The organism is Pseudomonas reinekei, assembly GCF_001945365.1.
Classification (GTDB): Bacteria; Pseudomonadota; Gammaproteobacteria; order Pseudomonadales; family Pseudomonadaceae; genus Aquipseudomonas; species Aquipseudomonas reinekei.
This window is the reverse complement of the sequence record NZ_MSTQ01000003.1, coordinates 137,274-161,951: the sequence shown is the minus strand read 5'-3', so window position 1 is coordinate 161,951 and position 24,678 is coordinate 137,274. Positions and strand designations below refer to the sequence as shown.

Genomic DNA, 24,678 nt, shown 5'->3' with positions numbered 1-24,678 from the left:
TTCGTTCGCATGCGGCCATGAGGGCTGCACGGGCGACTCACGGGGCCGCCCTCCATCCCTTTAGTGTGGAAGATCCTGCCGATATGTTTGCGCCTTTGTTAAAGAAACTTTTTGGAAGCAAGAACGAGCGTGAAGTCAAACGCATGCTCAAGACGGTGCAATTCGTCAATGCCTTCGAAGAGCAAATGGTGGCCCTTTCGGACGATCAATTGCGTGCCAAGACGGATGAGTTCAAGGCCCGCATCGCCAAAGGGGAAACCCTCGACAAGCTGCTGCCAGAAGCCTTTGCGGTTGCCCGCGAAGCCGGCAAGCGTGTCATGGGCATGCGCCACTTCGACGTCCAGCTGATCGGCGGCATGACCTTGCATGAAGGCAAGATCGCCGAAATGCGTACCGGTGAAGGCAAGACCCTGGTGGCAACACTGGGCGTTTACCTCAACGCGTTGTCCGGCAAGGGCGTGCACGTTGTGACGGTGAACGACTACCTGGCCCGTCGTGACGCCAACTGGATGCGTCCGCTGTATGAATTCCTCGGCCTGACGGTCGGCGTAGTCACGCCGTTCCAGCCGCCGGAAGAGAAGCGCGCTGCCTATGCCGCCGACATCACCTACGGCACCAACAACGAATTCGGTTTCGATTACCTGCGCGACAACATGGCGTTCAGCATGGAAGAAAAATTCCAGCGCGAACTCAATTTTGCCGTGATCGACGAAGTCGACTCCATTCTCATCGACGAAGCCCGTACCCCGCTGATCATCTCCGGTCAGGCCGAGGACAGCTCCAAGCTGTACATCGAGATCAACAAACTGATCCCGCAGCTGGAATTGCACGTCGAAGAAGTCGAAGGCGAAGTCACCAAGGCGGGTCACTACACCGTCGACGAGAAGACCCGTCAGGTCGAACTCAACGAAGCCGGTCACCAGTACGTTGAAGAAACGCTGACCAGCATCGGCCTGCTGGCTGAAGGCGAGAGCCTGTACTCGGCACACAACCTCGGCCTGTTGACTCACGTTTACGCCGGCCTGCGTGCGCACAAACTGTTCCATCGCAACGTCGAGTACATCGTGCAGGACGGTCAGGTCGTGCTGGTTGACGAACACACCGGTCGTACCATGCCGGGCCGTCGTTTGTCCGAAGGCCTGCACCAGGCCATCGAAGCCAAGGAAAACCTGAACATCCAGGCCGAAAGCCAGACCCTGGCATCGACCACGTTCCAGAACTATTTCCGTCTGTACAACAAGCTGTCCGGCATGACCGGTACAGCCGACACCGAAGCGTTCGAATTCCACCAGATCTATGGCCTGCAGGTCATGGTCATTCCGCCGAACAAGCCGTTGGCCCGTAAGGACTATAACGACCTGGTGTTCCTGACCGCCGACGAGAAATACGCCGCGATCGTCGCCGACATCAAGGAAAGCATGGCTGCCGGTCGCCCGGTGCTGGTGGGTACCGCGACCATCGAAACGTCCGAGCACATGTCCAGTCTGCTCGTGAAGGAAGGCATCGAACACAAGGTCCTGAACGCCAAGTTCCACGAAAAAGAAGCCGAGATCATTGCCCAGGCCGGTCGCCCAGGCGCACTGACCATCGCTACCAACATGGCCGGTCGTGGTACCGACATCCTGTTGGGCGGTAACTGGGAAGTGGAAGTGGCCTCGCTGGAAAACCCGACACCTGAGCAGATTGCCCAGATCAAGGCCGACTGGCAGAAGCGTCACCAGCAAGTGCTCGAGTCGGGCGGTTTGCAGGTGATTGCGTCCGAGCGTCACGAATCGCGCCGTATCGACAACCAGTTGCGTGGTCGTGCCGGTCGTCAGGGTGACGCCGGTTCCAGCCGCTTCTACCTGTCGCTGGAAGACAGCCTGATGCGCATCTTCGCCTCTGACCGGGTGAAGAACTTCATGAAAGCCCTGGGCATGCAGCCTGGCGAAGCGATCGAGCACCGCATGGTGACCAACGCCATCGAAAAGGCTCAGCGCAAGGTTGAAGGCCGCAACTTCGACATTCGCAAGCAACTGCTCGAGTTCGACGACGTCAACAACGAACAGCGTAAAGTGATCTATCACATGCGTAACACGTTGCTGGCCGCCGACAACATCGGTGAAACCATCGCCGATTTCCGTCAGGACGTGCTCGACGCGACCGTCAGCGCCCACATTCCACCGCAATCGCTGCCTGAGCAGTGGGACGTGGCGGGTCTGGAAGCGGCGTTGCAGAGCGATTTCGGTGTGGCACTGCCGATTCAGCAGTGGCTCGACGAAGACGATCACCTGTACGAAGAAACCCTGCGCGAAAAGCTGATGCAGGAACTGATTGCCGCCTACAACGAGAAAGAAGACCAGGCGGGCGCCGAAGCGCTGCGCACCTTCGAGAAACAAATCGTTCTGCGCGTACTCGACGACCTGTGGAAAGACCACCTGTCGACCATGGACCACCTGCGTCACGGCATCCACTTGCGTGGCTATGCCCAGAAGAACCCGAAGCAGGAATACAAGCGCGAGTCGTTCACGCTGTTCTCCGAGTTGCTGGATTCGATCAAGCGCGACTCGATCCGTGTGCTGTCTCACGTTCAGGTTCGTCGCGAAGATCCGGCCGAGGAAGAAGCTCGCCTGCGTCAGGAAGCCGAAGCACTGGCGGCGCGCATGCAGTTCCTGCACGAAGAAGCCCCTGGACTGGAGCAGCCGGAAGTGTTGGGTGAAGAGGTCGATGTTGCCCTCGCCACCGCGCCGGTTCGCAACGAGCAGAAGCTGGGCCGCAACGAACTGTGCTACTGCGGTTCGGGCAAGAAATTCAAGCATTGCCACGGGCAGATCCAGTAAAACCCGTTTCAACCGCTGAAATACCCGCGCCGCGACCGGCTCAAGCCGTCGCGGCGTTTTGCCATTTAAACCACCGTTCCTGCCGAGCGGTGCAGACATCATTTAGTAAGGAGCGCATTCATGGCTGTTGGTCTTGGTCCTTTGCCAACGTTGCACCCGGTTGCCGGTTTTGAACTCGGTATCGCCTCGGCCGGTATCAAGCGCCCGGGGCGCAAGGATGTCGTGGTCATGCGCTGTGCCGAAGGCTCGACGGTGGCGGGTGTATTTACCCTGAACGCTTTTTGCGCCGCCCCGGTAATCCTCGCCAGGCAGCGCGTGCAAGGTCCGGTGCGTTACCTGCTGACCAACACCGGCAACGCCAACGCCGGTACCGGCGAGCCGGGCCTGGCGGCTGCCGAGCGCACTTGCGCCAAGCTGGCCGAGCTGACTGGTGTCGACGCCAGCCAGGTGCTGCCGTACTCCACCGGTGTGATCGGCGAGCCGTTGCCGGTCGAGAAAATCGAAGGCGCACTGCAAGCGGCCCTCGATGACCTGTCGATCAACAACTGGGAAGCGGCTGCCACCGGCATCATGACCACCGACACCTTGCCTAAAGGTGCCAGCCGTCAGTTCCAGCATGACGGTGTGACCATCACCGTGACCGGCATCAGCAAAGGCGCGGGCATGATCCGTCCGAACATGGCGACCATGCTCGGCTACATCGCCACCGACGCCAAAGTGTCCCGCGATGTACTGCACAACCTGATGCTCGACGGCGCCAACAAGTCGTTCAACCGCATCACCATCGACGGCGACACCTCCACCAACGACTGCTGCATGCTGATCGCTACCGGTCAGGCTGCACTGCCGGAGATCACCCGCGCCGAAGGCGAGTTGTTCGCCAAATTGAAGCAGGCGGTGTTCGAAGTGTGCATGGACGTGGCCCAGGCCATCGTGCGTGACGGCGAAGGTGCGACCAAGTTCGTCACCGTTGAAGTCAATGGCGGCGCTAATCATCAGGAGTGCCTGGACGTCGGCTACACCGTGGCGCACTCGCCGCTGATCAAGACCGCGCTGTTCGCTTCCGACCCGAACTGGGGCCGCATCCTGGCAGCCGTTGGCCGTGCCGGCGTGCCGAGCCTGGACGTGAGCAAGATCGACGTGTTCCTCGGTGAAGTGTGCATCGCCAGCCGTGGCGCCCGCGCTGCGACCTACACCGAAGCCCAGGGCGCGGCGGTGATGCAACAGGAAGAAATCACCATCCGTATCGAACTGGGTCGCGGCGATTGCAGCGAAACCATCTGGACCACCGACCTGTCCCACGAGTACGTGAAAATCAACGCCGAGTACCGTACTTGAGACTGCGTTGACCCCATCGCGGGCAAGCCCGCGATGGCGGTTTACCGGTCAGCCGCTAGACTGGCTAGCCTCTAAATCCAAAGGTCCCGAACATGAGCCTGCACCTGATCATCGGCGACAAACTGCTTTCTTCCTGGTCCCTGCGTGGTGCTCTGGCCCTCGATCTGGCTGGCGCTTCCTACACCGAAGAGCTGATCAAGCTGAACCAGCCCGACACCCGCGAGCGTCTGCTCAAGCATTCGCCGACCGGCAAAGTCCCGCTGCTGAAAACCGCACACGGCACCATCGCCGATTCCCTGGCCATCGCCGAATACCTGGCCGAACAGTTCCCAGGCGCCAACCTGTGGCCTACCGACACCGCCGCCCGAGCGCAGGCGCGTTCAGCCTGTGCGCAGATGCACAGCGGTTTCTTCGCCATGCGCGGCAACATGCCGTTCGACCTGAGCCATGACGCACCCCTGTCGCCTGTCCCGGCGGACGTGCAGGCGGAGATCGAGCGCATGTCGGCGTTGTGGGCCGAGTGCCGTGCCGCCGCGACTGAAGCCGGGCCGTATCTGTTCGGCCGCATCAGTCTGGCCGACGTATTTTTTGCACCCATTGCCGTACGCCTGCGTACCTATCAGGTGAAGCTGTCCGCGGTAGACGAAACCTATGTTGAAACCCTCTACCAATGGCCTGCGTTCAAGGCCTGGCAGAAGGCCGGACTGGAGGAAATCGAGCGGTGAAACGAGTCCATGTCGCCGCTGCCGTTATCCGTGATAACAGCGGCAAGATCCTGATTGCTCGCCGTGCCGATACCCAGCATCAGGGCGGTTTGTGGGAGTTTCCCGGTGGCAAGGTCGAAGCCGACGAGTCGGTGGAAACCGCGCTGGCCCGCGAACTGAATGAGGAGCTGGGTATTGTCGTCAGCGCGGCGCGCCCGTTGATCAAGGTTCGCCACGATTACCCGGACAAGCAGGTATTGCTGGATGTCTGGGAAGTATCGGCGTTTACCGGCGAGCCGCACGGCGCTGAAGGTCAGCCATTGGCCTGGGTCAGCGCCCGTGAACTGTCGGGTTACGAGTTCCCTGAAGCCAACCGGCCGATCGTCGCGGCGGCTCGGTTACCCGAGCAGTACCTGATCACCCCGGAAGATCTGGAAACCCCGGCCTTGCTGCGCGGTATTCAGAAAGCCATTGCCGGCGGTATCAAGTTGATCCAGCTGCGCGCACCCAACGGTTACGACCCGAAGTATCGCGACCTGGCCGTTGACGCGGCAGGTCTGTGTGCCGGCAAGGCGCAGTTGATGATCAAGGGGCCGTTCGAGTGGCTGGGCGATTTCCCGTCCGCCGGTTGGCACATCACCTCGGCCCAGTTGCGCAAATATGCGGCGGCCGGTCGGCCATTGCCTGCTTCGCGCTGGTTGGCCGCGTCCTGCCATAACGCCGAAGAGTTGGCGCTGGCCGAAGAAATGGGCGTGGACTTCGTGACCTTGTCGCCGGTGCAGCCGACGCTGACACATCCGGGAGCTGCACCGCTGGGCTGGGAACAGGCTTCGACCTTGATTGAGGGCTTCAGCAAACCGGTGTTTTTGCTGGGCGGTGTTGGCCCGGCGCACGTGCAGAAGGCTTGGGCGGCAGGTGCGCAGGGTGTGGCGGGGATTCGGGCTTTTTGGCCTGAGGCCTGATTATGCAGTGATGCTGCCGGCCTCTTCGCGGGCAAGTTCGTTCCCACAGGTTTAGCGGTGTACACAGATTTTGTGTTCGACGCGATCATTGTAGGAGCGGGCTAGCCCGCGAAGAGGGCCTGACAGGCGCCGACTAAACCTCAGGCTTCGCCGCTGCCTGCCAAAGAATCTCCGCAACCCCCTGACGCTTGGCAATCAACCTTGCCACCACAAACAACAAATCCGACAACCGATTGATATACGCCAGGCCAACCCCGGCCAACGGCTCAATCGCATTCAACTGCTGGCAACGCCGCTCGGCACTGCGCGCCAGGCTACGGCACACGTGGGCTTGGGCAATTAGCGCCGAGCCACCCGGCAGAATGAAATTCTCCAGCGGCCCCAATTCTTCATTCCACACATCGATCGCCGCTTCCAGTCGCTCGATTTCGGCCACGTTCAACGCCTGATACGCCGGCATCGCCAGCTCACCGCCAAGGTCGAATAATCGATGCTGGCAGGGCGCCAACACCTCGATCACCTCCTGCAATCCCGGATACTCGGCACGTTCAGCCGTCAGCTCCGCCAACAACACGCCAATCTGGCTATTGAGCGAATCGACCTCGCCAATGGCTTCTATCCGTGGATGATCCTTCGGTACGCGGCGGCCATCGCCCAGGCCGGTTTCGCCTTTGTCGCCGGTGCGGGTGTAAATCTTCGACAAGCGAAAGCCCATGGTTACCTCGAAAGCTGATTGAATTCATGAGAGACGAGCGGGGTGCCCGCCAATGGCAGGCGCAAGGTGAAGCAGGTGCCTTGGCCGAGGGTCGACTGCACCTCCATCTGCCCTTTATGGTTATTGGTGATGATGAAGTACGAAACCGACAACCCGAGGCCGGTGCCCTGGCCGATTTCCTTGGTGGTGAAAAACGGTTCGAAGGTGCGCTTGCGCACGCTTTCGCTCATGCCGATGCCATTGTCCTCGACTTGTATCTCCGCCCAAGGCGGATTGAGCCGGGTGCGCAGTATGATCCGTCCCGGCTCGCTGTCGTCTTCACGCAGGTGAATGGCCTGGGCGGCGTTCTTCAGCAGGTTGAGCAGTACTTGCTCCAGTTCGTTGGCAGTACCGGGCACCGGGCCAAGCGCGGGATCGAACTGGCGGATAATGGCCTGGCCCTTGAAGTCGAAACCGATGGCCAGGTCGAAGTCGTTACCGGCGATTTCCACCGCCTGATCGATCAACGCCGGAAGATCGCACGGTGCCATTTGCCGGGTGCTGCGGCGGCTGAAGCTGAGCATGTGAGTGACAATTTTCGCCGCCCGGGCGCCGGCCTGCTGGATGCCGTCGAGTAGCTGCGGCACTTCCCGGGCTTGCAGGTATTGATTGACGGTCGATAGCTCGACGCCGATGTGTTCGGCCTGTTCGAGGTTCTTCGGCAGTTCGGGGGACAGGCGTCGGCGAATGTTCTGCACGTTGTGCAGGATCGCGCCGAGGGGGTTGTTGATCTCATGGGCCATGCCGGCGGCGAGGCCGCCAACGGAAAGCATTTTTTCCGACTGCACCATCATTTCTTCGAGGGACAGGCGCTGGGTGATGTCGTCGATCCGGATCACCACGCCACGCCCGGCGCCGCCCATCAGCGGATAGAACGTCAGGGCATAGTGCCGGGGCTCGTCATCCTTGAACCAGGTCACACGCTCGATCTTGGCCACCGTATGTTGCTCGACCGTTTGCTTGAGTTGCGGCAAAAACGGCTTGAGTGGCTCGAAGGCGAGGAAGATCGGCTGGTTCAAGGCTTCGTCCAGGCGCGTGCCGGACAGGGCGCTGGCTTCCTGATTCCACTGGGTCACGTAGAGCTGTTCGTCGAGGGCGATCAGCGCCGACGGCATGGAGTCGATGATGCTGTTGAGGTAGTTCTGGAACCCGGTGAGTTTCTTCTCGATCTTGCTGCGCACCTGGACTTCGAGTTCCAGTTTGCGGTTGGTGTGGCGGGTTTCCTCGGCCAGGCCCTGCGCCTGGTCATAGGCGGCCTGGGAATCGTCCCGCGCGCGTTTGAGCTGCTGCTCCCGGGCTTCTATGCGCGACAGCATGGTATTGAACGCTTCGGCGAGGCTGCCGATTTCATCGTGGTTGCCCCGGGAAGCTCGCAGGGCGTAGTTTTCTTCTCGGGTTACCTGGCGCGACAGCTCTTCAAGCTGATGAATCGGCCGGGTAATCAGGCGTTTGATCTGCCGGGCGATGACCAGCCACAGCAGCACACTGAAGATCAGAATCCCGAGGCTGGCGGTCAGGGTCCCGGTATAGAACGCCATGGGCAGTTCGCTGCTGGCCACCAACAGCAAATGGCCCGGTGCGGCGCCCGGGCGGGGCAGGGTGATGATTTGATTGCTGCGAAACTCGGTGGCCTGCCAGGATTCGATATGCCGGTAACGCTCCGGCAATTTCAGGTGATCGCCATGCTGCAGCTGTGCCAGGCGTTCGCCCCGGCCGTCGTACAGCGCAGCGGCACGCAACGGTGAATAGCTGTTGAGTTCGTCGAGCAGGCGCTGTGCGCTTTGCGGTGACGTCAATGCCTCGGAAATCAGGCTCGGGTTGGACACCAGGCGACCGATGGTCTGCAAGGCTTGCGGCGCCATGCTTTCCTGGGAAATGTAATACGCGGCGCTGATAAAGGTCAGGTTGGCGACCAGCAGTACAGTGGTCAACAGCACCAGCAGGGCGGCCAGAAGTTTCTGGCCGACCGGCAGGTTTTCGAGGCGCTGGCGCAATGGCATCAGGATTATCGCTGCAAAGGAACAAGTGGCCAGCGTAGCCGCTGCTTAGTCGCTGGGCAATCCAAGGCTGAGCAGGCGGGCGATCAGGCGCTGTTGCAGTTGATTGAGGTGTGGCAGATTCAATTGATGGCGGGCGGCGACTTTGCAGGCATGGCCCAGCAAGTAGCTGATTTCGGTGCGCCGCTGGTTGCTGACGTCCTGGTACATCGACGAAAAATTGGCTGCAGTGGCTTGAATGACCCGTTCGACCTCCTGTTGCAGGTTCTCGGCCGCCGCCGGCTGGCCGCAGCGCTCGAGCAGTTCGCCGAGTTCGCCGCAGAGGGTGGCGACTTCACAATGGTGTTCCTGCAAGCCGCCATTGCGGCAATCGTGCAGTACGGTCAACGGATTGATTGCGCAATTGAGCGCCAGTTTGCGCCACAGGCGGGTGAGGATCTCGGGACTCCACTCATGGGGAATGCCGGCGTTGCTCAAGTCCTCAAGCCAGATCGGCGCAACGGGATGACTGGCATCCCCCAGCCATGTGAACCCATGGCCGGCGAACACCACGCGCCAATCCCCCTCGCGGAAAGCGCCTTCGGTGCTGGAGGCATAAATGCAGCGTGCCTGGGGCGCCTGGGCCGCCACGGCGTCCTGACTGCCCAGGCCGTTCTGCAGCAGGATCAACTCGGCCCCGGGAGCCAGGCGCGGCGCCAGTTGCGCCACAGCGTGTTCGGCATCATAGGCTTTGCAGGCCACCAGCAGCCGGTTGATCGGCTCCGTACTGTCGGGTGTTTCGGCGGGCACCGGGTAGTGCTGCGCCGCGCCATGCTCGACCAGTGTCAGGCCGCCGGCCGCTTCATAAGCCTGCAACCGCCCGACGTCACGCAGGATCAGCCGCACCGGCACCCCGGCCCGTGCCAGGCGCGTGGCCCACAACGTGCCGAGGCTGCCGGCGCCGAGGACATGCCAGGTGGTGGACATCAGCTTTTTGCTCTGTTTGACGCGCGCATGGACAGCTCGCAGTGAATGATGGGAAAGACCCGTTATAATCAGCGCGGATTTTTACCGCAAGCCAGGTGTGCTCCTTCTTGATCGAGCGCCCCCTATTTATTGGAGAGATTACATGCCGTCGTTCGACGTGGTATCCGAACTGGACAAACACGAAGTCACCAACGCGGTCGAGAACGCCGTCAAGGAACTCGACCGTCGCTATGACCTGAAAGGCAAGGGCAGCTTCGAGTTCAAGGAAAAGGACCTGACCGTCAACCTGACCGCCGAAGCCGATTTCCAGCTCGAAGCGATGATTGAGATCCTCAAGCTGGCCTTGGTCAAGCGCAAAATCGACGTGCAGTGCCTTGAGGTCAAGGATGCGTTTGCTTCCGGCAAACTGATGAAACAGGACGCCATCCTCAAGGAAGGCATCGACAAAGAGCTGGCGAAGAAAATCGTCGCTCACGTCAAAGACGCCAAATTGAAGGTTCAGGCCGCCATTCAGGGCGAGCAAGTGCGCATCACCGGCAAGAAGCGTGACGATCTTCAGGAAGCCATCGCCGTGCTGCGGGCCAAGGAATTTGGCATGCCGCTGCAGTTCAACAACTTCCGCGACTGATCCCGGACACGGGAACCTCTCGGCGTTTTCGGCGTCCGAGGCCCAAGCAACGGCAGAATGGATTGACCCGGATCGGGTCGGTCTTTCTGCCGCTATTTTTCGCGTGCCGGATAGCCGCAAATCAGGAGAACGGATATGGATTTGAATGCTGAAGTCGATAATCTGGTCAAGGCATCCCAAGCCTGGATCCCGATGATCATGGAATACGGCAGCCGCGTGCTGCTGGCAGTGATCACACTGGCTATCGGTTGGTGGCTGATCAACAAGGTGACCCAGAAGCTCGGTGGCCTGATTGCATTGCGCAATGCCGATCTGGCGCTGCAAGGCTTTATCAGCAGCCTGGCGAATATCATTCTGAAGGTGCTGCTGGTCGTCAGCGTGGCGTCGATGATCGGTGTGGAAACCACCTCGTTCGTGGCGGCGATTGGTGCGGCGGGTCTGGCCATTGGCCTGGCCTTGCAGGGCAGCCTGGCGAACTTCGCTGGCGGCGTGCTGATTCTGTTGTTCCGTCCGTTCCGCATCGGTGACTGGATCGAAGCCCAGGGTGTGGCGGGTACTGTCGACAGCATCCAGATTTTCCACACCGTGCTGCGCACAGGCGACAACAAAACCATCATCCTGCCAAACGGTAACCTGTCGAACGGCATCATCACCAACACCAACCGTCAGCCCACCCGCAAGGTCGTGTTTGATGTGGGTGTTGATTACGAAGCGGACCTGCAGAAGGCTCGTGAAGTGCTGCTGGAGCTGGCCAAGGATCCACGGGTCCTGACCGATCCGGAGCCTCAGGCGGTGATTTCGACCCTGGGCGACAGTTCGATCACTGTTTCCCTGCGTGTTTGGGTTAAAACGGCGGACTATTGGGATGTGATGTTCATGTTTAACGAGCAGTCCCGCGATCGATTGAAAACCGCCGGGATCGACATTCCGTTTCCACAGCGTGTTGTTCGTGTGGTTCAGGAGCCATCGGTACAGTAAGCGCGCTTTCAATCGTTACTTACATTGAGCCCAAGGGATTAATAGTCGCTTGGGCTTTTTTGTGACTTTTGATTGGGTCAATTCAAAAAGTACTAATGTCAGGAGTCTAAGTTGTTTGTCGTTGCATTCGGTTTGTGGCGGGCATAAAAAACCGCCCACCTGAAAAGGTGGGCGGTTTTTATGTTTACAGTACTGCCGGGGTTACACCCTGATTACAGGATGCTCAGCGGGTACTCGATGATTACACGGGTGTCGTAGTTGTCGTTGGCGTAAGCCTGATATGCACCGTTTGCACGGTAGTTGGCGAAACGTACGCGGAACGACAGATCTTTAGCTGGACCTTCCTGTACTACGTACTTGGACTCCAGGTTCCACTCGTTTTCCTTACCTTCACCCAGACCTTCGGTCTTGATGTTGTCACCCATTACGTAACGAGTCATGAAGCTCAGACCAGGTACGCCGTAGGTGGCCATGTTCAGGTCGTAGCGAGCCTGCCAGGATTTTTCTTCGCGGCCCACGAAGTCGGAGATTTGAATGGAGTTGGAAACGAAGATGGCGCTGCCACCGTCAACACCATAGTAGTACATGTTGTCGCCGCTGGAACGCTGGTACGCAACGGTGAACTTGTGAGCGCCCAGGCTGTACGCAGCTGCCAGGGACCACAGGTTGTTGTCTACACCGGTGTTGCCGTCACCCAGGGCATCGTACAGATCACCGCGATCTTCACCTTTGGTTTTATAACCGTTGAAGTCGAAGTTCAGGGACTGCTCGTCATTGATCGGCAAGGTGTAGTTCAGGTTGACGTAGTACTTTTTGAAGTAGTCGTCTGCATCGGATGCAGCCAGGGCACCGGTGAAGTTATCAGTGAAAGCGTAGCTTGCACCGAAGATGTTGATGTTGGTCAGGCCTTTTTCGCTGCCGCCAGTCTCGGAGATGCCGCCGATGCTGTCACGCGCCATACCGGTTTGCTTGCTCAGGGAGGTAAAACGACCGGCGCTCAGTTCCAGACCCTTGATTTCGTTGGAGGTCAGCAGGGTACCGGTAGCGACTTCTGGCAGCAGACGGCTGTCGTCGGTAGCGAACACTGGGCTGGCAACGAATTGCTGGCCGTATTTCAGGACGGTGTCGGACAGACGCAGTTTAACCGCACCGCCTACCTTGCCCTGGGATTTTTCAGGATTATTGTCGCTGTCGTTAGCGAACAGGCCGTTACCACGGCGGCCCGAACCGCCGTCCAGTTTTACCGAGCCCATTGCCATGGCATCGAGACCGAAACCAACAGTACCTTGAGTGAAGCCCGACTCGTAAGTGAGCAACTGGCTCAGACCGGAGTCCTGACGATAGCCGGAGTCTGCGTTGTTGCGTGCACCGTTTTTGAAGTCGCGGTTCATGTACTCAAAACGGGTTTTGAGTTTCAGGCTCGAATCATCGATGAAACCCTTGGATTCGTCCTGCGAGGACGCCATTGCGAACTGCGAGGTGCCTGCTGCAACAGCCAGTGCGATCATGCTCCACTTCATCACGCGCATCGTGATTTGCTCCTTTGGTTTTTTAGAAGAGTACTGCCGTCCCACCTGTTTTATTATCTGGGCGGCTCTTTCTTTTTGTGTCGGCGCAAACTTATATCACGCCGACAATGTTGGCGATACTTGCGCATCTAACCTTTCAGCTTCTTTACGACCCTGTCGCTAACAGCTTGCTAGATGTCGCAAATTTACAGCCCCGATGCAACCGGAGACACAACTTAAGCGCTGTTTTGCTGGGGTTGAGCGTCGGTAAAAAGAGTCCCTGGTGAAACGTTTGAATCTCCATCGGGCTACCCTGCCACTGTTTTATTGAGTCTTTAAGGTGCTCGCTTCCAGCGGTGCCTCATCGACGATGTGGGTGTGAATGCAACAAGCGTGCACAAACCAGAAATCCCTCAATATTTTTTTCTGAAGTGCTACCTGGTGCCGTAAAAGCCTCATAAAACCGGGGGTCTCGTCCTGCTCAGGGAGGGGCTTGACGCCGTCCATCGCATGGTGTTGATCGACCTGTTACCGCTGCGTGACAACCAAAAACGTTACCGGTTCACCCCGCAATTGAGTAAATTGCGGATGTGCGAAGCACTCAGCGTAGACACACTGTGCGGTTTTGGTGCAAAAATTTTTATTTGTTGTGCTGAATCCATACAGCCTGGCGACTCTCCGGGTAGGAGCACGCAGGGGCTTTTCGGTCATTTCAGCATATTTTTTGGGGCTGTCGGTTCGGTAATGGTGCGTTTTTCCGGGAAGTGTTTCATCTCGGGGCGTGGAGGCGGCCATTATTAGAACCTCAACGGACTTGCATCATGGTTCGTCGTGAAGCGGGCGACGTTCGCAGGTATGCTGCCGTCCTGTCGCTTGGCGCGCGCTCCCTCGGGATGAGCGCTAAGCTGAAAATTGATGACCTGGCGGGAGTGCGCGCAGTGTTCGCTTTAGATCCACGACTTCAACAAGACACGCTACCGATCGGTGATTTCCCGCTGTGCCGGCTGCTGTTGTCCAACGACTCGAACTATCCCTGGTTCATCCTGGTGCCTCGTCGCGACGATATCAGCGAGATATTTCAGTTGGATGTCGCCGATCAGCTGCAACTGTGGCAGGAAACCACCGCGCTGGCAGAGCTGCTCAAGGATTCGTTCGATGCCGATAAACTCAATGTTGCGGCGCTGGGCAACGTGGTCAGCCAGTTGCACATGCATGTGATCGTGCGCAAACGAGAGGACGCCGCCTGGCCTGCTCCGGTCTGGGGCAAACACCCGGCCAAGCCGTACAGCGCAGAGCAGGTCGCGGTGATTCGTGAGCGTCTGCGTCTGGTGCTGACCGACGATTTCACGTTCGTGGAGGGTTGAAACATGAGCCTTGAAGATCGCGTTACTGATCTGGAGAGTCAATTGGCGTTTCAGGATGACACCATCCAGGCGTTGAATGATGTGCTGGCGGCGCAGCAGCGGGCGGTTGAGCGTCTGCAGCTGCAGATGGCTGCCTTGCTCAAGCGCCAGGAAGAAATGGCCGGCCAGTTCGAGAGTTTCGAGGAAGAGGCACCGCCGCCTCATTACTGAAAGGCAGGCAATAAAAAAACCGCGTCCAGCCAGGCTGGTCGCGGTTTTTTTACGCCTTGAATCAGCGTCGAGGCAGTGCAGCGATCACATCTTCGGCTTGCAGGCCCTTGTCGCGATTCATGACAGAGAACTCCACGCGCTGGCCTTCGACCAGGACGCGATGGCCTTCACCGCGAATAGCCCGGAAATGCACAAAAATGTCGTCTCCGGAGTCGCGGGAAATAAAGCCGAAGCCTTTGGAGGTGTTGAACCACTTGACGGTGCCGGTATCGCGGTTGCTCATGTCGTAGCTTGGCGAGGCGGCGGCCGGTGACGATTTGTAGAAGCTGATGGCCAGGTGCAGAAAAACAGCGACCAGAGCGGCGACCAGGCTGAACAGAACGGCAGGTTGACCAGCGATGACGGGCATCGGTGCGATCAGCGTCAGGGTTTGCAGAACGACAGCCAGTACCAGCAGGGCGCTGACCAGGTTTTGCAGTTGATGACGCGGGCCTTTGTTCCAGTAAGGGATGACGGGCGCGAGGGTGAGGTTAAGCAGGCCGAAAAAGGCCAGGTACAGTGCGTCGGGTTGTTGCAGGTAAGGTACGGCTTCGGATCGCAGGCTAGGGATGAAGGACAGCAGCAAGGCCGCTGCACCTATTAGCAGGTGGACGATTTTCAACATTTTGATTGGCTCACGTTAAGACGGCTCACAAGGAAGAGCTGACGAGGCACGGTTCGCTTCAGAACAATAGGAGGCGTTGGACACGTACGGATATCAGCCTATGCGCGGCACCCGAAAAAAATAGGCACCCACGACACGCTGTCTATTTAACAGCAAAGCCGCAAGCTACTCAAATCAGGGCGTCCAGCGGTGTGCCGAGGGCGATTTGTCGCGGGTCCATGAGTGATCCAGGGCTGCGATGCGACGACAGGCTTGCTAGAGTGGTCCTGCACCTGCTGGATGAATTTCATCACCTTTAGGGGAAAAACATGGCAATTGATATCGGTATCAGTGAAGAGGATCGCAAGTCCATCGTCGACGGGCTCTCCCGTCTGTTGTCGGACACTTACGTGCTTTATCTGAAAACCCATAACTTCCACTGGAACGTCACCGGGCCGATGTTCCGGACGTTGCACCTGATGTTCGAGGAGCAATACAACGAGTTGGCCCTGGCGGTCGATTCGATTGCCGAGCGGATTCGCGCGCTCGGATTTCCGGCGCCCGGTGCCTATGCGGTCTATGCGCGGCTGTCTTCTATCAAGGAGGAGGAGGGGGTGCCTGCTGCCGAAGACATGATCAAGCAGTTGGTCGAAGGTCAGGAAGCCGTAACGCGCACCGCACGCGGCATCTTTCCGCTGCTGGATAAAGTCAGCGACGAGCCCACGGCCGACTTGCTGACCCAGCGCATGCAGGTTCACGAGAAAACGGCGTGGATGTTGCGCGCACTGCTCGACCAGTAAGACCCCAGGCGCGCGAATGACACATTGAGTGTTGTTCGCGCGTTTATCTTTTTTTCCTCGAAAAGCACCTGCTTGTTGAATGAGCTTTCGCTACTGGATGTAGGAAACGCTCCCGAGTAGGACGCGCTCCATGATCTCCCTTCAACTGTTGGCTTCTCCTACGCGGATGGTCAAAAAGTCATCTGGATATAACGTGGTGCTCGCGGTTTTATAAGCAGGCAGATTGCGCTTATGGAAACCACGGATGACAAAGGAGTGTCAGCGTTATGGTTCATGGAGAGAAGCGAAACGAGGGACGGAGCGGTCCGGTAACAGGCATCAGGATTGATCCGTTTGTCAGTGAATTCGACATGGGGTTGGTTCAACCGTTATCCCGATCGGTGCGTTTGAATGGTTTTGCCACCTGTTTGCGGCTTGAGCAGGTTTACTGGGATATTTTGACCGAAATGGCCAGGGTCAACTGCTGTTCGGTCAGCGCACTGTTGTCTTACCTGGATCGCGAGGTGCACTTGCGCCATGGCGGGGTGAAGAACTTCAGTGGGTTAGTGCGGGTGGTCTGTGTCGTGCACAGTCTCAAGGAAGGTAATTGCTTGGTCATGGCTTAGCCAAGGCGCGCAAAAGACAGAGTGTCGATCTGTGCAGTCTTACGGCTGCACAGGCAGCATTTAATGGATATAATCCCGCTCTTTGCCGCAAAACCCAGCGTGTGCGGTAGCAATCTGATCGCCGAGACAACCCCCATGCCGATGTACGATTATCAATGTGCTTCCTGTGGTCATCAGTTGGAAGCCATTCAAAAGATCAGCGATGCACCGCTGGTCGACTGCCCTGCCTGCCAGGCGCCAGAGCTGAAAAAGATGCTGTCCATGCCGGGTTTCCGCTTGAGCGGCAATGGCTGGTACGAGACTGATTTCAAGACCGGTTCCAAGAAGAATCTGGCCGGCGGCGACAAAGCTGACTAGGTTTAGAGCCTGACTTGAACGACACGCGCGAGCCCTTGCACCTGATGTACGCGAGGTCTGCAACCGAATTTCGAATTACGAGAAGTGAAACCACTACCATGATGCGCAGCCATTATTGCGGCCAACTGAACGAAAGCCTGGAAGGCCAGGAAATTACCCTTTGCGGATGGGTTCATCGTCGCCGTGACCACGGTGGGGTGATTTTCCTCGATATCCGTGATCGTGACGGTCTGGCCCAGGTGGTGTTCGATCCGGACCGCGCTGAGAGCTTCGCCGCTGCTGACCGCGTGCGCAGCGAATACGTTGTGAAGATCACCGGTAAGGTCCGCCTGCGTCCGGCCGGTGCCACCAACGCCAACATGGCGTCGGGCATGATCGAAGTCCTGGGTTACGAACTGGAAGTACTGAACGAATCGGAAACCCCACCGTTCCCGCTGAACGAGTTCTCCGACGTTGGCGAAGAAACCCGTCTGCGCTACCGTTTCCTCGACCTGCGTCGCCCGGAAATGGCCGAGAAGCTGCGTCTGCGTTCGCGCATGACCACCAGCATCCGTCGCTTCCTGGACGAGAACGGCTTCCTCGACGTCGAGACGCCGATCCTGACCCGTGCTACCCCGGAAGGCGCCCGTGACTATCTGGTGCCGAGCCGTACTCACGCCGGTTCGTTCTTCGCATTGCCGCAATCGCCGCAATTGTTCAAGCAACTGCTGATGGTGGCCGGCTTCGACCGTTACTACCAGATCGCCAAGTGCTTCCGCGACGAAGACCTGCGTGCCGACCGCCAGCCGGAATTCACCCAGATCGACATCGAGACCAGTTTCCTCGATGAAAAAGACATCATGGGCCTGACCGAAGCAATGATCCGCAACCTGTTCAAGGAAGTGCTGGATCTGGAGTTCGGTGATTTCCCGCACATGACCTTCGAAGAGGCCATGCGCCGTTACGGTTCCGACAAACCTGACCTGCGTAACCCGCTGGAACTGGTTGACGTTGCCGATCAGCTCAAGGAAGTCGATTTCAAGGTGTTCAGCGGCCCGGCCAACGACCCGAAATGCCGCATCGCCGCCCTGCGCGTGCCCGGCGGCGCGAGCATGCCGCGCAAGCAGATCGACGATTACACCAAGTTCGTCGGCATCTACGGTGCCAAGGGCCTGGCGTACATCAAGGTCAACGAGCGCGCCAAAGGCGTTGAAGGCCTGCAGTCGCCAATCGTCAAGAACATCCCTGAAGCCAACCTCAACGTGATCCTCGATCGCGTCGGCGCGGTCGATGGCGACATCGTGTTCTTTGGTGCCGACAAGGCCAAGATCGTCAGCGAAGCCCTGGGTGCCCTGCGGATCAAGCTTGGCCACGACCTGGACCTGTTGACCTGCAAGTGGGCGCCAATGTGGGTCGTCGACTTCCCGATGTTCGAAGAGAACGACGACGGCAGCTTCACCGCCCTGCACCACCCGTTCACCGCACCGAAGTGCACCCCGGCCGAGCTCGAAGCCAACCCGGCTGGCGCCCTGTCCCGTGCCTACGACATGGTGTTGAACGGCACCGAGCTGGGTGGTGGTTCGATCCGTATCCACCGCAAGGAAATGCAGCAATCGGTATTCCGTCTGCTGGGCATCAACGAAGCGGAACAGGAAGAGAAGTTCGGCTTCCTGCTCGACGCACTGAAGTATGGCGCACCGCCACACGGTGGCCTGGCCTTCGGTCTGGACCGTCTGGTCATGCTGATGACCGGTGCCCAGTCGATTCGTGAAGTGATCGCCTTCCCGAAAACCCAGAGCGCGGCAGACGTCATGACTCAGGCACCGGGTCAGGTAGATGCCAAGGCATTGCGCGAATTGCACATTCGTCTGCGCGAAACGCCGAAAGCTGAGTAAGGCTGACCTGAAGGGGCGCATCTTCGGATGCGCCTTTTCTTTATACGGGTCGAAATTTTTTGTTTGCCGGCCGAAGCGATACTGCGTGGCGGGCAATGTTTCAAAGAGAATTCGGAGCGAGTTATGGCAGGTCATTCCAAGTGGGCGAACATCAAGCACCGCAAAGAACGTCAGGATGCCAAGAAGGGCAAGATTTTCACCAAGTGGATTCGTGAACTGACCGTTGCTGCCCGTCAGGGCGGCGGTGATCCCGGTTCCAACCCACGTTTGCGTCTGGCCCTGGACAAGGCCCTGGGTGCGAACATGAGTCGCGATATCATCGATCGCGCGGTGGCCCGCGGTGCCGGCGCAGCTGACACCGATGACATGGTCGAACTGACCTACGAAGGTTATGGTCCAGGCGGCGTAGCGGTGATGGTCGAGTGCATGACCGACAACCGCAACCGCACCGCAGCCGCTGTTCGTCATGCGTTCAGCAAGTGCGGCGGTAACCTCGGGACCGACGGTTCAGTGGCGTATCTGTTCGAGCGCAAGGGGCAGATTTCCTTCGCCGCCGGTGTCGACGAAGACGCCCTGATCGAAGCCGCGATGGAAGCCGACGCCGATGACGTGGTGACCAACGAAGACGGTTCGATCGATGTGTTCACCTCGTTTGCCGGGTTCTATTCCGTGCGTAACGCACTGGAAGCGGCGGGGTTCAAAGGTGATGACGCCGAAATCGTCATGCTGCCGACCACCAGTGCCGAACTGGATCTGGAAGGCGCCGAGAAAGTCCTCAAGCTGCTCGACATGCTCGAAGACCTGGATGACGTGCAGAACGTCTACTCCAACGCGGATATTCCGGAATCGGTCGCCGCGCAGCTCGGTTAAGGGCGGCCAGGATTCATTGTGGGAGCGAGCCTGCTCGCGAATGCGGATTTTCAGGCAACATCGTTGCTGAATATGACACCGCTATCGCGAGCAGGCCTGCTCCCACATTTGTTATTCGTTGTATTGAATATCGTGCTTTTACTTAACCGCAGGCGTTATGACTTTAATTCTTGGTATCGACCCCGGTTCGCGCATCACCGGTTATGGCGTGGTTCGTGATACCGGGCGTGGCTGTGAGTACGTGGCCTCCGGTTGTATCCGTACCGGCGCCGGTGAACTGCATGAGCGTTTGCAAATTGTCTACCGCGGCGTGCGGGAGATTATCCAGATGTACAAGCCGGTGACCATGGGCATCGAAAAGGTCTTCATGGCCCGCAATGCCGACTCCGCCCTGAAGCTGGGGCAGGCCCGGGGTGCCGCCATCGTGGCGGGTGCGGAAGAAAACCTGGAGATTGCCGAGTACTCCGCGACCCAGGTCAAGCAGGCCGTCGTCGGCACCGGCGCCGCCAACAAAGAGCAAGTTCAAATGATGGTCATGCACATGCTTAAACTGACCAGCAAGCCACAAATCGATGCCTCGGATGCCCTGGCCATCGCCATTTGCCATGCTCACACCCGTTCCAGCCTCCTGCCCCACGGGTTGGGGACGGCACGCAGTCGTGGCGGGCGCCTGCGTCTCTGATAGCATCAGCAATCATTTTTCTGGAATGAGGGTGTTGTGCCTGTGTTGTCGGCCGAACCCTTGCTCTGTCAGTCGCTGGCCTCGGCTGGCCAACGCTCAAGGATCTGTAACGTGATTGGACGCTTGCGCGGCACTCTGGCTGAAAAACAGCCACCGCACCTGATTCTGGATGTAAACGGTCTGGGTTATGAGCTGGAAGTGCCCATGACCACGCTGTATCGCTTGCCGTCGGTCGGTGAGCCGCTGACCTTGCACACCCATTTGGTCGTACGCGAAGACGCGCAGTTACTCTATGGCTTCGTCGGCAAACGTGAGCGAGACTTTTTTCGCGAGTTGATCCGTCTTAATGGTGTGGGGCCGAAACTGGCCCTGGCGTTGATGTCGAGTCTGGAGGTCGACGAACTGGTTCGTTGCGTGCAATCCCAGGACACTTCGGCGTTGACCAAGGTGCCGGGTGTGGGCAAAAAAACCGCTGAACGCCTGTTGGTCGAGCTCAAGGACCGCTTCAAGGCCTGGGAAACCGTGCCGGCGATGTTTGCCCTGGTGCCGAACCAGCCGGACGGCCCCGCACCGGTCAATACGGCGGAAAACGATGCGGTCAGCGCGCTGATCTCCCTGGGCTACAAGCCGCAGGAAGCCAGCAAGGCGATTTCCGCGATCAAGGAGAAAGACTTGAGCAGTGAAGACATGATTCGTCGTGCCCTGAAGGGAATGATCTAAGTGATTGAAGCTGATCGTCTGATCGCCGCCACGGGAGGTCCCCGTGACCGCGAAGAGGTCCAGGATCGGGCTATTCGTCCCGTCAGCCTGGCCGAATACATTGGCCAGCCGACCGTTCGCGAGCAAATGGAGTTGTTCATCCAGGCTGCCCGTGGCCGTAACGAATCCCTGGATCACACACTGATCTTCGGTCCGCCGGGCCTGGGTAAAACCACCTTGGCCAACATCATCGCCCAGGAAATGGGCGTCTCGATCAAAAGTACCTCGGGGCCGGTCCTCGAGCGCCCGGGCGATCTCGCGGCGCTGCTGACCAATCTTGAACCCCATGATGTGCTGTTTATCGACGAGATCCATCGGTTGTCACCGATCGTCGAAGAAGTCCTGTATCCGGCGATGGAAGATTTTCAGCTCGACATCATGATCGGCGAAGGGCCGGCCGCGCGTTCGATCAAGCTTGATCTGCCGCCCTTCACCCTGGTCGGCGCAACGACTCGGGCGGGGATGCTGACCAATCCGTTGCGGGACCGTTTCGGGATCGTCCAGCGCCTGGAGTTCTACAACAACGCCGACCTGTCGACGATTGTCAGTCGTTCGGCGAGCATCCTCGGTTTGCCGCTGGACCCGGAGGGCGCCTTCGAAATCGCCCGGCGTGCCCGCGGCACCCCGCGAATCGCCAATCGATTGCTGCGCCGTGTACGCGACTTCGCCGAAGTTCGCGCCAAGGGGCACATCACCAAACCGATTGCCGATCTCGCGCTGAACCTGCTGGATGTCGATGAACGTGGCTTCGATCACCAGGACCGCCGTCTGTTGCTGACCATGATCGAGAAGTTCGACGGCGGACCGGTCGGCGTCGACAGCCTGGCTGCCGCGATCAGTGAAGAGCGCCACACCATTGAGGATGTGCTGGAGCCGTACCTGATCCAGCAGGGCTACATCATGCGCACGCCGCGCGGACGGGTGGTGACGCGCCATGCCTACCTGCATTTTGGCTTAAACATTCCGTCACGATTGGGCGAGATGCCCGTGGTAGACGAATTCCTGGATGCCGTGGACGATTAATTAACATTTGCGAGCAGAATTTTCGGGCATTGTGCTGTCCTAGGACCGTACTTTCGCGAGAAAGCCGCAGAACAATGAAAAACAGTTGCCTGGCCGGATTGGCAACCTGAGGAGTAAGCACTAGAGTATGCGCGCGCAAAACGGGCTTGAGCCTTTCGCACATCGTTGTCGCGTTTATTACGAGGACACCGATGCGGGCGGCATCGTGTATTACGTTAATTACCTCAAGTTTATGGAACGGGCTCGAACCGAGCGGCTACGAGAGCTGGGCTTTGCCCAATCGCAGCTGGCAGGTGAGGACCTGTTGTTCGTCGTGCATTCCAGCGAAGCGCGCTACCACGCGCCGGCGCGACTGGACGACGAGCTTCTGGTAAGCGCTGAAGTAATCGAATTGAACCGTGCCAGCCTGAGATTCAAACAGCAGGTCAGGCGGGCGACGGATGATGCGCTGCTCTGTGAAGGGCAGTTTTTGGTGGCCTGTGTGCGCACTGACAGTTTGAAACCCCGGGCCATTCCCGAAACTCTACGAGCGGCCTTTGCCGACGTGAGCGGCGCGGGTAAACACTCAAAGCAGGAGATAAAGCGTGGAAGCTAACGTCGTCGACCATTCCTCCATGTGGAGCCTGGTCAGCAATGCCAGTATCGTGGTGCAACTGGTAATGCTGACCCTGGTAGCCGCATCGGTGACCTCATGGATCATGATCTTTCAGCGCAGCAATCTGCTGCGCGCCGGTCGACGTGCCCTGGAGAGCTTTGAAGAGCGCTTCTGGTCGGGGATAGACCTGTCCAAACTCTACCGCCAGGCCGGCAGCAATCCGGACCCGGATTCGGGTGTCGAGCAGATCTTCCGCGCCGGCTTCAAGGAGTTCTCCCGTCTGCGCCAGCAACCAGGCGTCGATCCTGAAGCGGTCATGGAAGGCGTGGCCCGTGCCATGCGCGTAGCCATTTCCCGCGAAGAAGAAAAGCTTGAGCAAAGCCTGCCGTTCCTGGCCACCGTCGGTTCCGTGAGTCCGTACATCGGTCTGTTCGGTACCGTGTGGGGCATCATGAACTCCTTCCGGGGTCTGGCGACCGCACAGCAAGCGACCCTGGCCACTGTGGCCCCGGGTATCGCCGAAGCACTGATCGCCACTGCGATCGGTCTGTTCGCCGCCATTCCTGCCGTCATCGCCTACAACCGTTTCGCCGCTCGCAGCGAAACGCTGATCGGCCGCTACTACACCTTCGCCGATGAATTCCAGGCGATCCTGCACCGCAAAGTGCACACCAGCGAAGAATAAGCAGGTAATTTCCAGATGGCTTTAATCGCTCGAGCTCGCAAAAAGCGCAAGCCGGTTGCCGAGATGAACGTAGTGCCTTACATCGACGTGATGCTGGTACTGCTGGTCATCTTCATGGTGACCGCGCCGATGCTCAATCAGGGCGTGAAAGTTGATCTGCCCAAGGTTTCCAGCGAAGCCTTGCCGCAGGACAACAACACCCAGGTCCTGACCATTTCGATCAAGGCTGACAAGACCTATTACTGGAACCTTGGCAGCGAAGTCGACACCGAGAAGCAACAGGACAGGGCGATGACCCTGCCGCAAATGACCAGTGCAGTGACCAAGATCATTGCCGCCGGTAACGATAACGGCAAACGCACCCAGGTCTTCATTCGCGGCGACAAGACTGTCGACTACGGCTCCGTCATGGGCGCCATGGGCGGGTTGCAGAAAGCCGGCGTCGGTAATGTCGGCTTGATTACCGAGGCACCCTGATGCAGCAAATGCGAGAGCCGTCCGCCTCGGAAAGCTACTTCTGGCCTAGTGTCTGGGCGATTGGCTTGCACGTGCTGGTGTTCGGCATGCTGTTCGTCAGTTTTGCCTTTACCCCGGAGTTGCCGCCGGCCAAGCCGATTGTCCAGGCGACCCTGTACCAGCTGAAGTCGAAAAGTCAGGCAACCACCCAGACCAATCAGAAGATTGCGGGTGAGGCGAAGAAAACCGCCGCGCGCCAGACCGAAGTCGAGCAGTTGGAGCAGAAAAAGGTCGAGCAGGAAGCGGTGAAAGCTGCGGAACAAAAGAAAGAAGAAGCGGCTCAAAAGGCCGAGGAAGCCAAGAAGGCCGACGAGTCGAAGAAAGCGGAAGAGGCGAAAAAGGCTGATGAAGCCAAGAAAGCCGATGAAGCGAAGAAGACCGCCGAAGCCAAGAAGGCAGAAGAGAAACAATTGGCTGATATAGCCAAGAAGAAAGCGGAAGAGGAAGCCAAGAAGGCTGCTGAAGAAGAGGCCAAGAAAGCGGCCGCTGAAGAAGCGAAGAAAAAGATCGTCGAAGACGCGAAGAAGAAAGCCGCGGAAGACGCCAAGAAGAAAGCTGAAGCTGAAGAGGCGAAGAAGAAAGTCGCCGACGAAGCGAAGAAGAAAGCTGCTGCCGATGCTGCGAAGAAGAAGGCGCAGGAAGCGGCACGTAAATCTACCGAAGACAAAAAGGCTCAGGCCTTGGCAGATTTGCTTTCCGACACGCCGCAGCGTCAGCAGGCCTTGGCCGATGAGCAGGGTGACGAAGTCGCCGGCAGCTTCGATGACCTGATTCGTCTTCGAGCGGCAGAAGGCTGGGCTCGCCCACCTTCGGCACGCAAAGGCATGACGGTCGAGTTGCGAATCGGCATGTTGCCGGACGGTACGGTGACCACGGTCAGCGTGATCAAGTCCAGTGGCGACGGTCCGTTTGACGCATCGGCTGTGGCAGCGGTCAAGAATATTGGACGTTTGACAGAAATGCAGGGAATGAAGCCGAGTGATTTCGCTCCGTATCGTTCATTCAAGATGACATTCACGCCTGAGGATTTAGCCCCGTGAG

25 protein-coding genes are annotated in these 24,678 nt (G+C 58.6%); 20 read left to right on the top strand and 5 right to left on the bottom strand.

Annotated features, from left to right (window positions below):
* Positions 1–83: 83 nt before the first annotated feature.
* The 4 genes from secA (at position 84) to BVK86_RS05445 (ending at position 5,823) form a co-directional block, all read left to right on the top strand.
* Entirely contained in the window at positions 84–2,819 is a 2,736-nt protein-coding gene (gene secA / locus BVK86_RS05460) for a preprotein translocase subunit SecA (protein ID WP_075945461.1), read from the top strand.
* Positions 2,820–2,939: 120 nt separating this feature from the next.
* Positions 2,940–4,157, top strand: coding sequence for a bifunctional glutamate N-acetyltransferase/amino-acid acetyltransferase ArgJ (gene argJ / locus BVK86_RS05455; protein ID WP_075945460.1), 1,218 nt, complete (start codon positions 2,940–2,942; stop codon positions 4,155–4,157).
* A 92-nt stretch (positions 4,158–4,249) separates the two neighbouring features.
* Complete coding sequence (locus tag BVK86_RS05450; RefSeq protein ID WP_075945459.1) at positions 4,250–4,882, top strand: glutathione S-transferase family protein; 633 nt, start codon at positions 4,250–4,252, stop codon at positions 4,880–4,882.
* Positions 4,879–5,823, top strand: coding sequence for a Nudix family hydrolase (locus tag BVK86_RS05445; protein ID WP_075945458.1), 945 nt, complete (start codon positions 4,879–4,881; stop codon positions 5,821–5,823). The genes BVK86_RS05450 and BVK86_RS05445 overlap by 4 nt, the downstream gene beginning before the upstream one ends.
* A 133-nt stretch (positions 5,824–5,956) precedes the next feature.
* On the opposite strand, the gene BVK86_RS05440 is transcribed toward BVK86_RS05445, so the two are convergent.
* The 3 genes from BVK86_RS05440 to BVK86_RS05430 are packed head-to-tail and all read right to left on the bottom strand — an operon-like array spanning position 5,957 to position 9,540.
* Complete coding sequence (locus BVK86_RS05440) at positions 5,957–6,538, bottom strand: cob(I)yrinic acid a,c-diamide adenosyltransferase (protein WP_075945457.1); 582 nt, start codon at positions 6,536–6,538, stop codon at positions 5,957–5,959.
* Positions 6,539–6,540: 2 nt separating this feature from the next.
* Positions 6,541–8,577, bottom strand: a complete 2,037-nt coding sequence (locus BVK86_RS05435) for a sensor histidine kinase (protein WP_075945456.1) — start codon at positions 8,575–8,577, stop codon at positions 6,541–6,543.
* Positions 8,578–8,622: 45 nt separating this feature from the next.
* Positions 8,623–9,540, bottom strand: a complete 918-nt coding sequence (locus BVK86_RS05430) for a putative 2-dehydropantoate 2-reductase (protein ID WP_075945455.1) — start codon at positions 9,538–9,540, stop codon at positions 8,623–8,625.
* A 142-nt stretch (positions 9,541–9,682) separates the two neighbouring features.
* On the opposite strand from BVK86_RS05430, the gene BVK86_RS05425 reads away from it, so the two are divergent.
* Both BVK86_RS05425 and BVK86_RS05420 read left to right on the top strand, forming a co-directional pair.
* Positions 9,683–10,168, top strand: a complete 486-nt coding sequence (locus BVK86_RS05425) for a YajQ family cyclic di-GMP-binding protein (RefSeq protein WP_075945454.1) — start codon at positions 9,683–9,685, stop codon at positions 10,166–10,168.
* A 135-nt stretch (positions 10,169–10,303) separates the two neighbouring features.
* The gene (locus BVK86_RS05420; RefSeq protein ID WP_075945453.1) at positions 10,304–11,146 is read left to right on the top strand and encodes a mechanosensitive ion channel family protein; all 843 of its coding nucleotides are present in this window, start codon (positions 10,304–10,306) and stop codon (positions 11,144–11,146) included.
* Between the two features lie 212 nt (positions 11,147–11,358).
* Here the strand turns inward: BVK86_RS05420 and BVK86_RS05415 are convergent, their stop codons facing one another.
* Entirely contained in the window at positions 11,359–12,675 is a 1,317-nt protein-coding gene (locus BVK86_RS05415) for an OprD family porin (protein ID WP_075945452.1), read from the bottom strand.
* A gap of 917 nt (positions 12,676–13,592) precedes the next feature.
* Here BVK86_RS05415 and BVK86_RS05405 point away from each other — a divergent pair.
* Together BVK86_RS05405 and BVK86_RS05400 are read left to right on the top strand one after the other, a co-directional pair.
* Positions 13,593–14,018: an HIT domain-containing protein gene (locus tag BVK86_RS05405; protein ID WP_075945723.1), complete on the top strand. Its 426-nt coding sequence runs from the start codon at positions 13,593–13,595 to the stop codon at positions 14,016–14,018.
* 3 nt (positions 14,019–14,021) lie between these two features.
* Positions 14,022–14,228 (top strand): SlyX family protein, encoded by a 207-nt coding sequence (locus BVK86_RS05400; RefSeq protein WP_075945450.1) that lies wholly within the window; start codon positions 14,022–14,024, stop codon positions 14,226–14,228.
* 61 nt (positions 14,229–14,289) lie between these two features.
* Here BVK86_RS05400 and BVK86_RS30320 read toward each other — a convergent pair whose 3' ends face one another.
* On the bottom strand, positions 14,290–14,892 hold the full coding sequence (locus BVK86_RS30320) for a cold-shock protein (RefSeq protein ID WP_056852666.1): 603 nt from the start codon (positions 14,890–14,892) through the stop codon (positions 14,290–14,292).
* 308 nt (positions 14,893–15,200) lie between these two features.
* On the opposite strand from BVK86_RS30320, the gene BVK86_RS05390 reads away from it, so the two are divergent.
* The 12 genes from BVK86_RS05390 (at position 15,201) to tolA (ending at position 24,677) form a co-directional block, all read left to right on the top strand.
* Positions 15,201–15,671, top strand: a complete 471-nt coding sequence (locus BVK86_RS05390; RefSeq protein WP_075945449.1) for a Dps family protein — start codon at positions 15,201–15,203, stop codon at positions 15,669–15,671.
* 266 nt (positions 15,672–15,937) lie between these two features.
* Positions 15,938–16,276 carry a ribbon-helix-helix domain-containing protein gene (locus BVK86_RS05385; protein ID WP_075945448.1) on the top strand — a complete coding sequence of 113 codons (339 nt, stop codon included), beginning with the start codon at positions 15,938–15,940 and terminating at the stop codon, positions 16,274–16,276.
* Positions 16,277–16,411: 135 nt separating this feature from the next.
* Positions 16,412–16,633, top strand: a complete 222-nt coding sequence (locus BVK86_RS05380) for an FmdB family zinc ribbon protein (RefSeq protein WP_075945722.1) — start codon at positions 16,412–16,414, stop codon at positions 16,631–16,633.
* A 98-nt stretch (positions 16,634–16,731) separates the two neighbouring features.
* Entirely contained in the window at positions 16,732–18,507 is a 1,776-nt protein-coding gene (gene aspS / locus BVK86_RS05375) for an aspartate--tRNA ligase (RefSeq protein WP_075945447.1), read from the top strand.
* Positions 18,508–18,630: 123 nt separating this feature from the next.
* Positions 18,631–19,377, top strand: coding sequence for a YebC/PmpR family DNA-binding transcriptional regulator (locus BVK86_RS05370; protein ID WP_075945446.1), 747 nt, complete (start codon positions 18,631–18,633; stop codon positions 19,375–19,377).
* Between the two features lie 157 nt (positions 19,378–19,534).
* A complete protein-coding gene (gene ruvC / locus BVK86_RS05365) occupies positions 19,535–20,059 on the top strand; it encodes a crossover junction endodeoxyribonuclease RuvC (protein ID WP_075945445.1) in 525 nt (174 codons plus the stop codon).
* Between the two features lie 111 nt (positions 20,060–20,170).
* Positions 20,171–20,779: a Holliday junction branch migration protein RuvA gene (ruvA, locus tag BVK86_RS05360; RefSeq protein ID WP_075945444.1), complete on the top strand. Its 609-nt coding sequence runs from the start codon at positions 20,171–20,173 to the stop codon at positions 20,777–20,779.
* Positions 20,780–21,841, top strand: coding sequence for a Holliday junction branch migration DNA helicase RuvB (ruvB, locus tag BVK86_RS05355; RefSeq protein WP_056852660.1), 1,062 nt, complete (start codon positions 20,780–20,782; stop codon positions 21,839–21,841).
* A gap of 127 nt (positions 21,842–21,968) precedes the next feature.
* Positions 21,969–22,436, top strand: coding sequence for a tol-pal system-associated acyl-CoA thioesterase (gene ybgC, locus BVK86_RS05350; RefSeq protein ID WP_075945443.1), 468 nt, complete (start codon positions 21,969–21,971; stop codon positions 22,434–22,436).
* Positions 22,426–23,121 carry a protein TolQ gene (gene tolQ / locus BVK86_RS05345; RefSeq protein WP_075945442.1) on the top strand — a complete coding sequence of 232 codons (696 nt, stop codon included), beginning with the start codon at positions 22,426–22,428 and terminating at the stop codon, positions 23,119–23,121. The genes ybgC and tolQ overlap by 11 nt, the downstream gene beginning before the upstream one ends.
* Positions 23,122–23,145: 24 nt before the next feature.
* Positions 23,146–23,598: a protein TolR gene (tolR, locus tag BVK86_RS05340; RefSeq protein ID WP_162279067.1), complete on the top strand. Its 453-nt coding sequence runs from the start codon at positions 23,146–23,148 to the stop codon at positions 23,596–23,598.
* On the top strand, positions 23,598–24,677 hold the full coding sequence (tolA, locus tag BVK86_RS05335) for a cell envelope integrity protein TolA (protein WP_075945441.1): 1,080 nt from the start codon (positions 23,598–23,600) through the stop codon (positions 24,675–24,677). The genes tolR and tolA overlap by 1 nt, the downstream gene beginning before the upstream one ends.
* The last annotated feature ends 1 nt before the right edge of the window (position 24,678 follow it).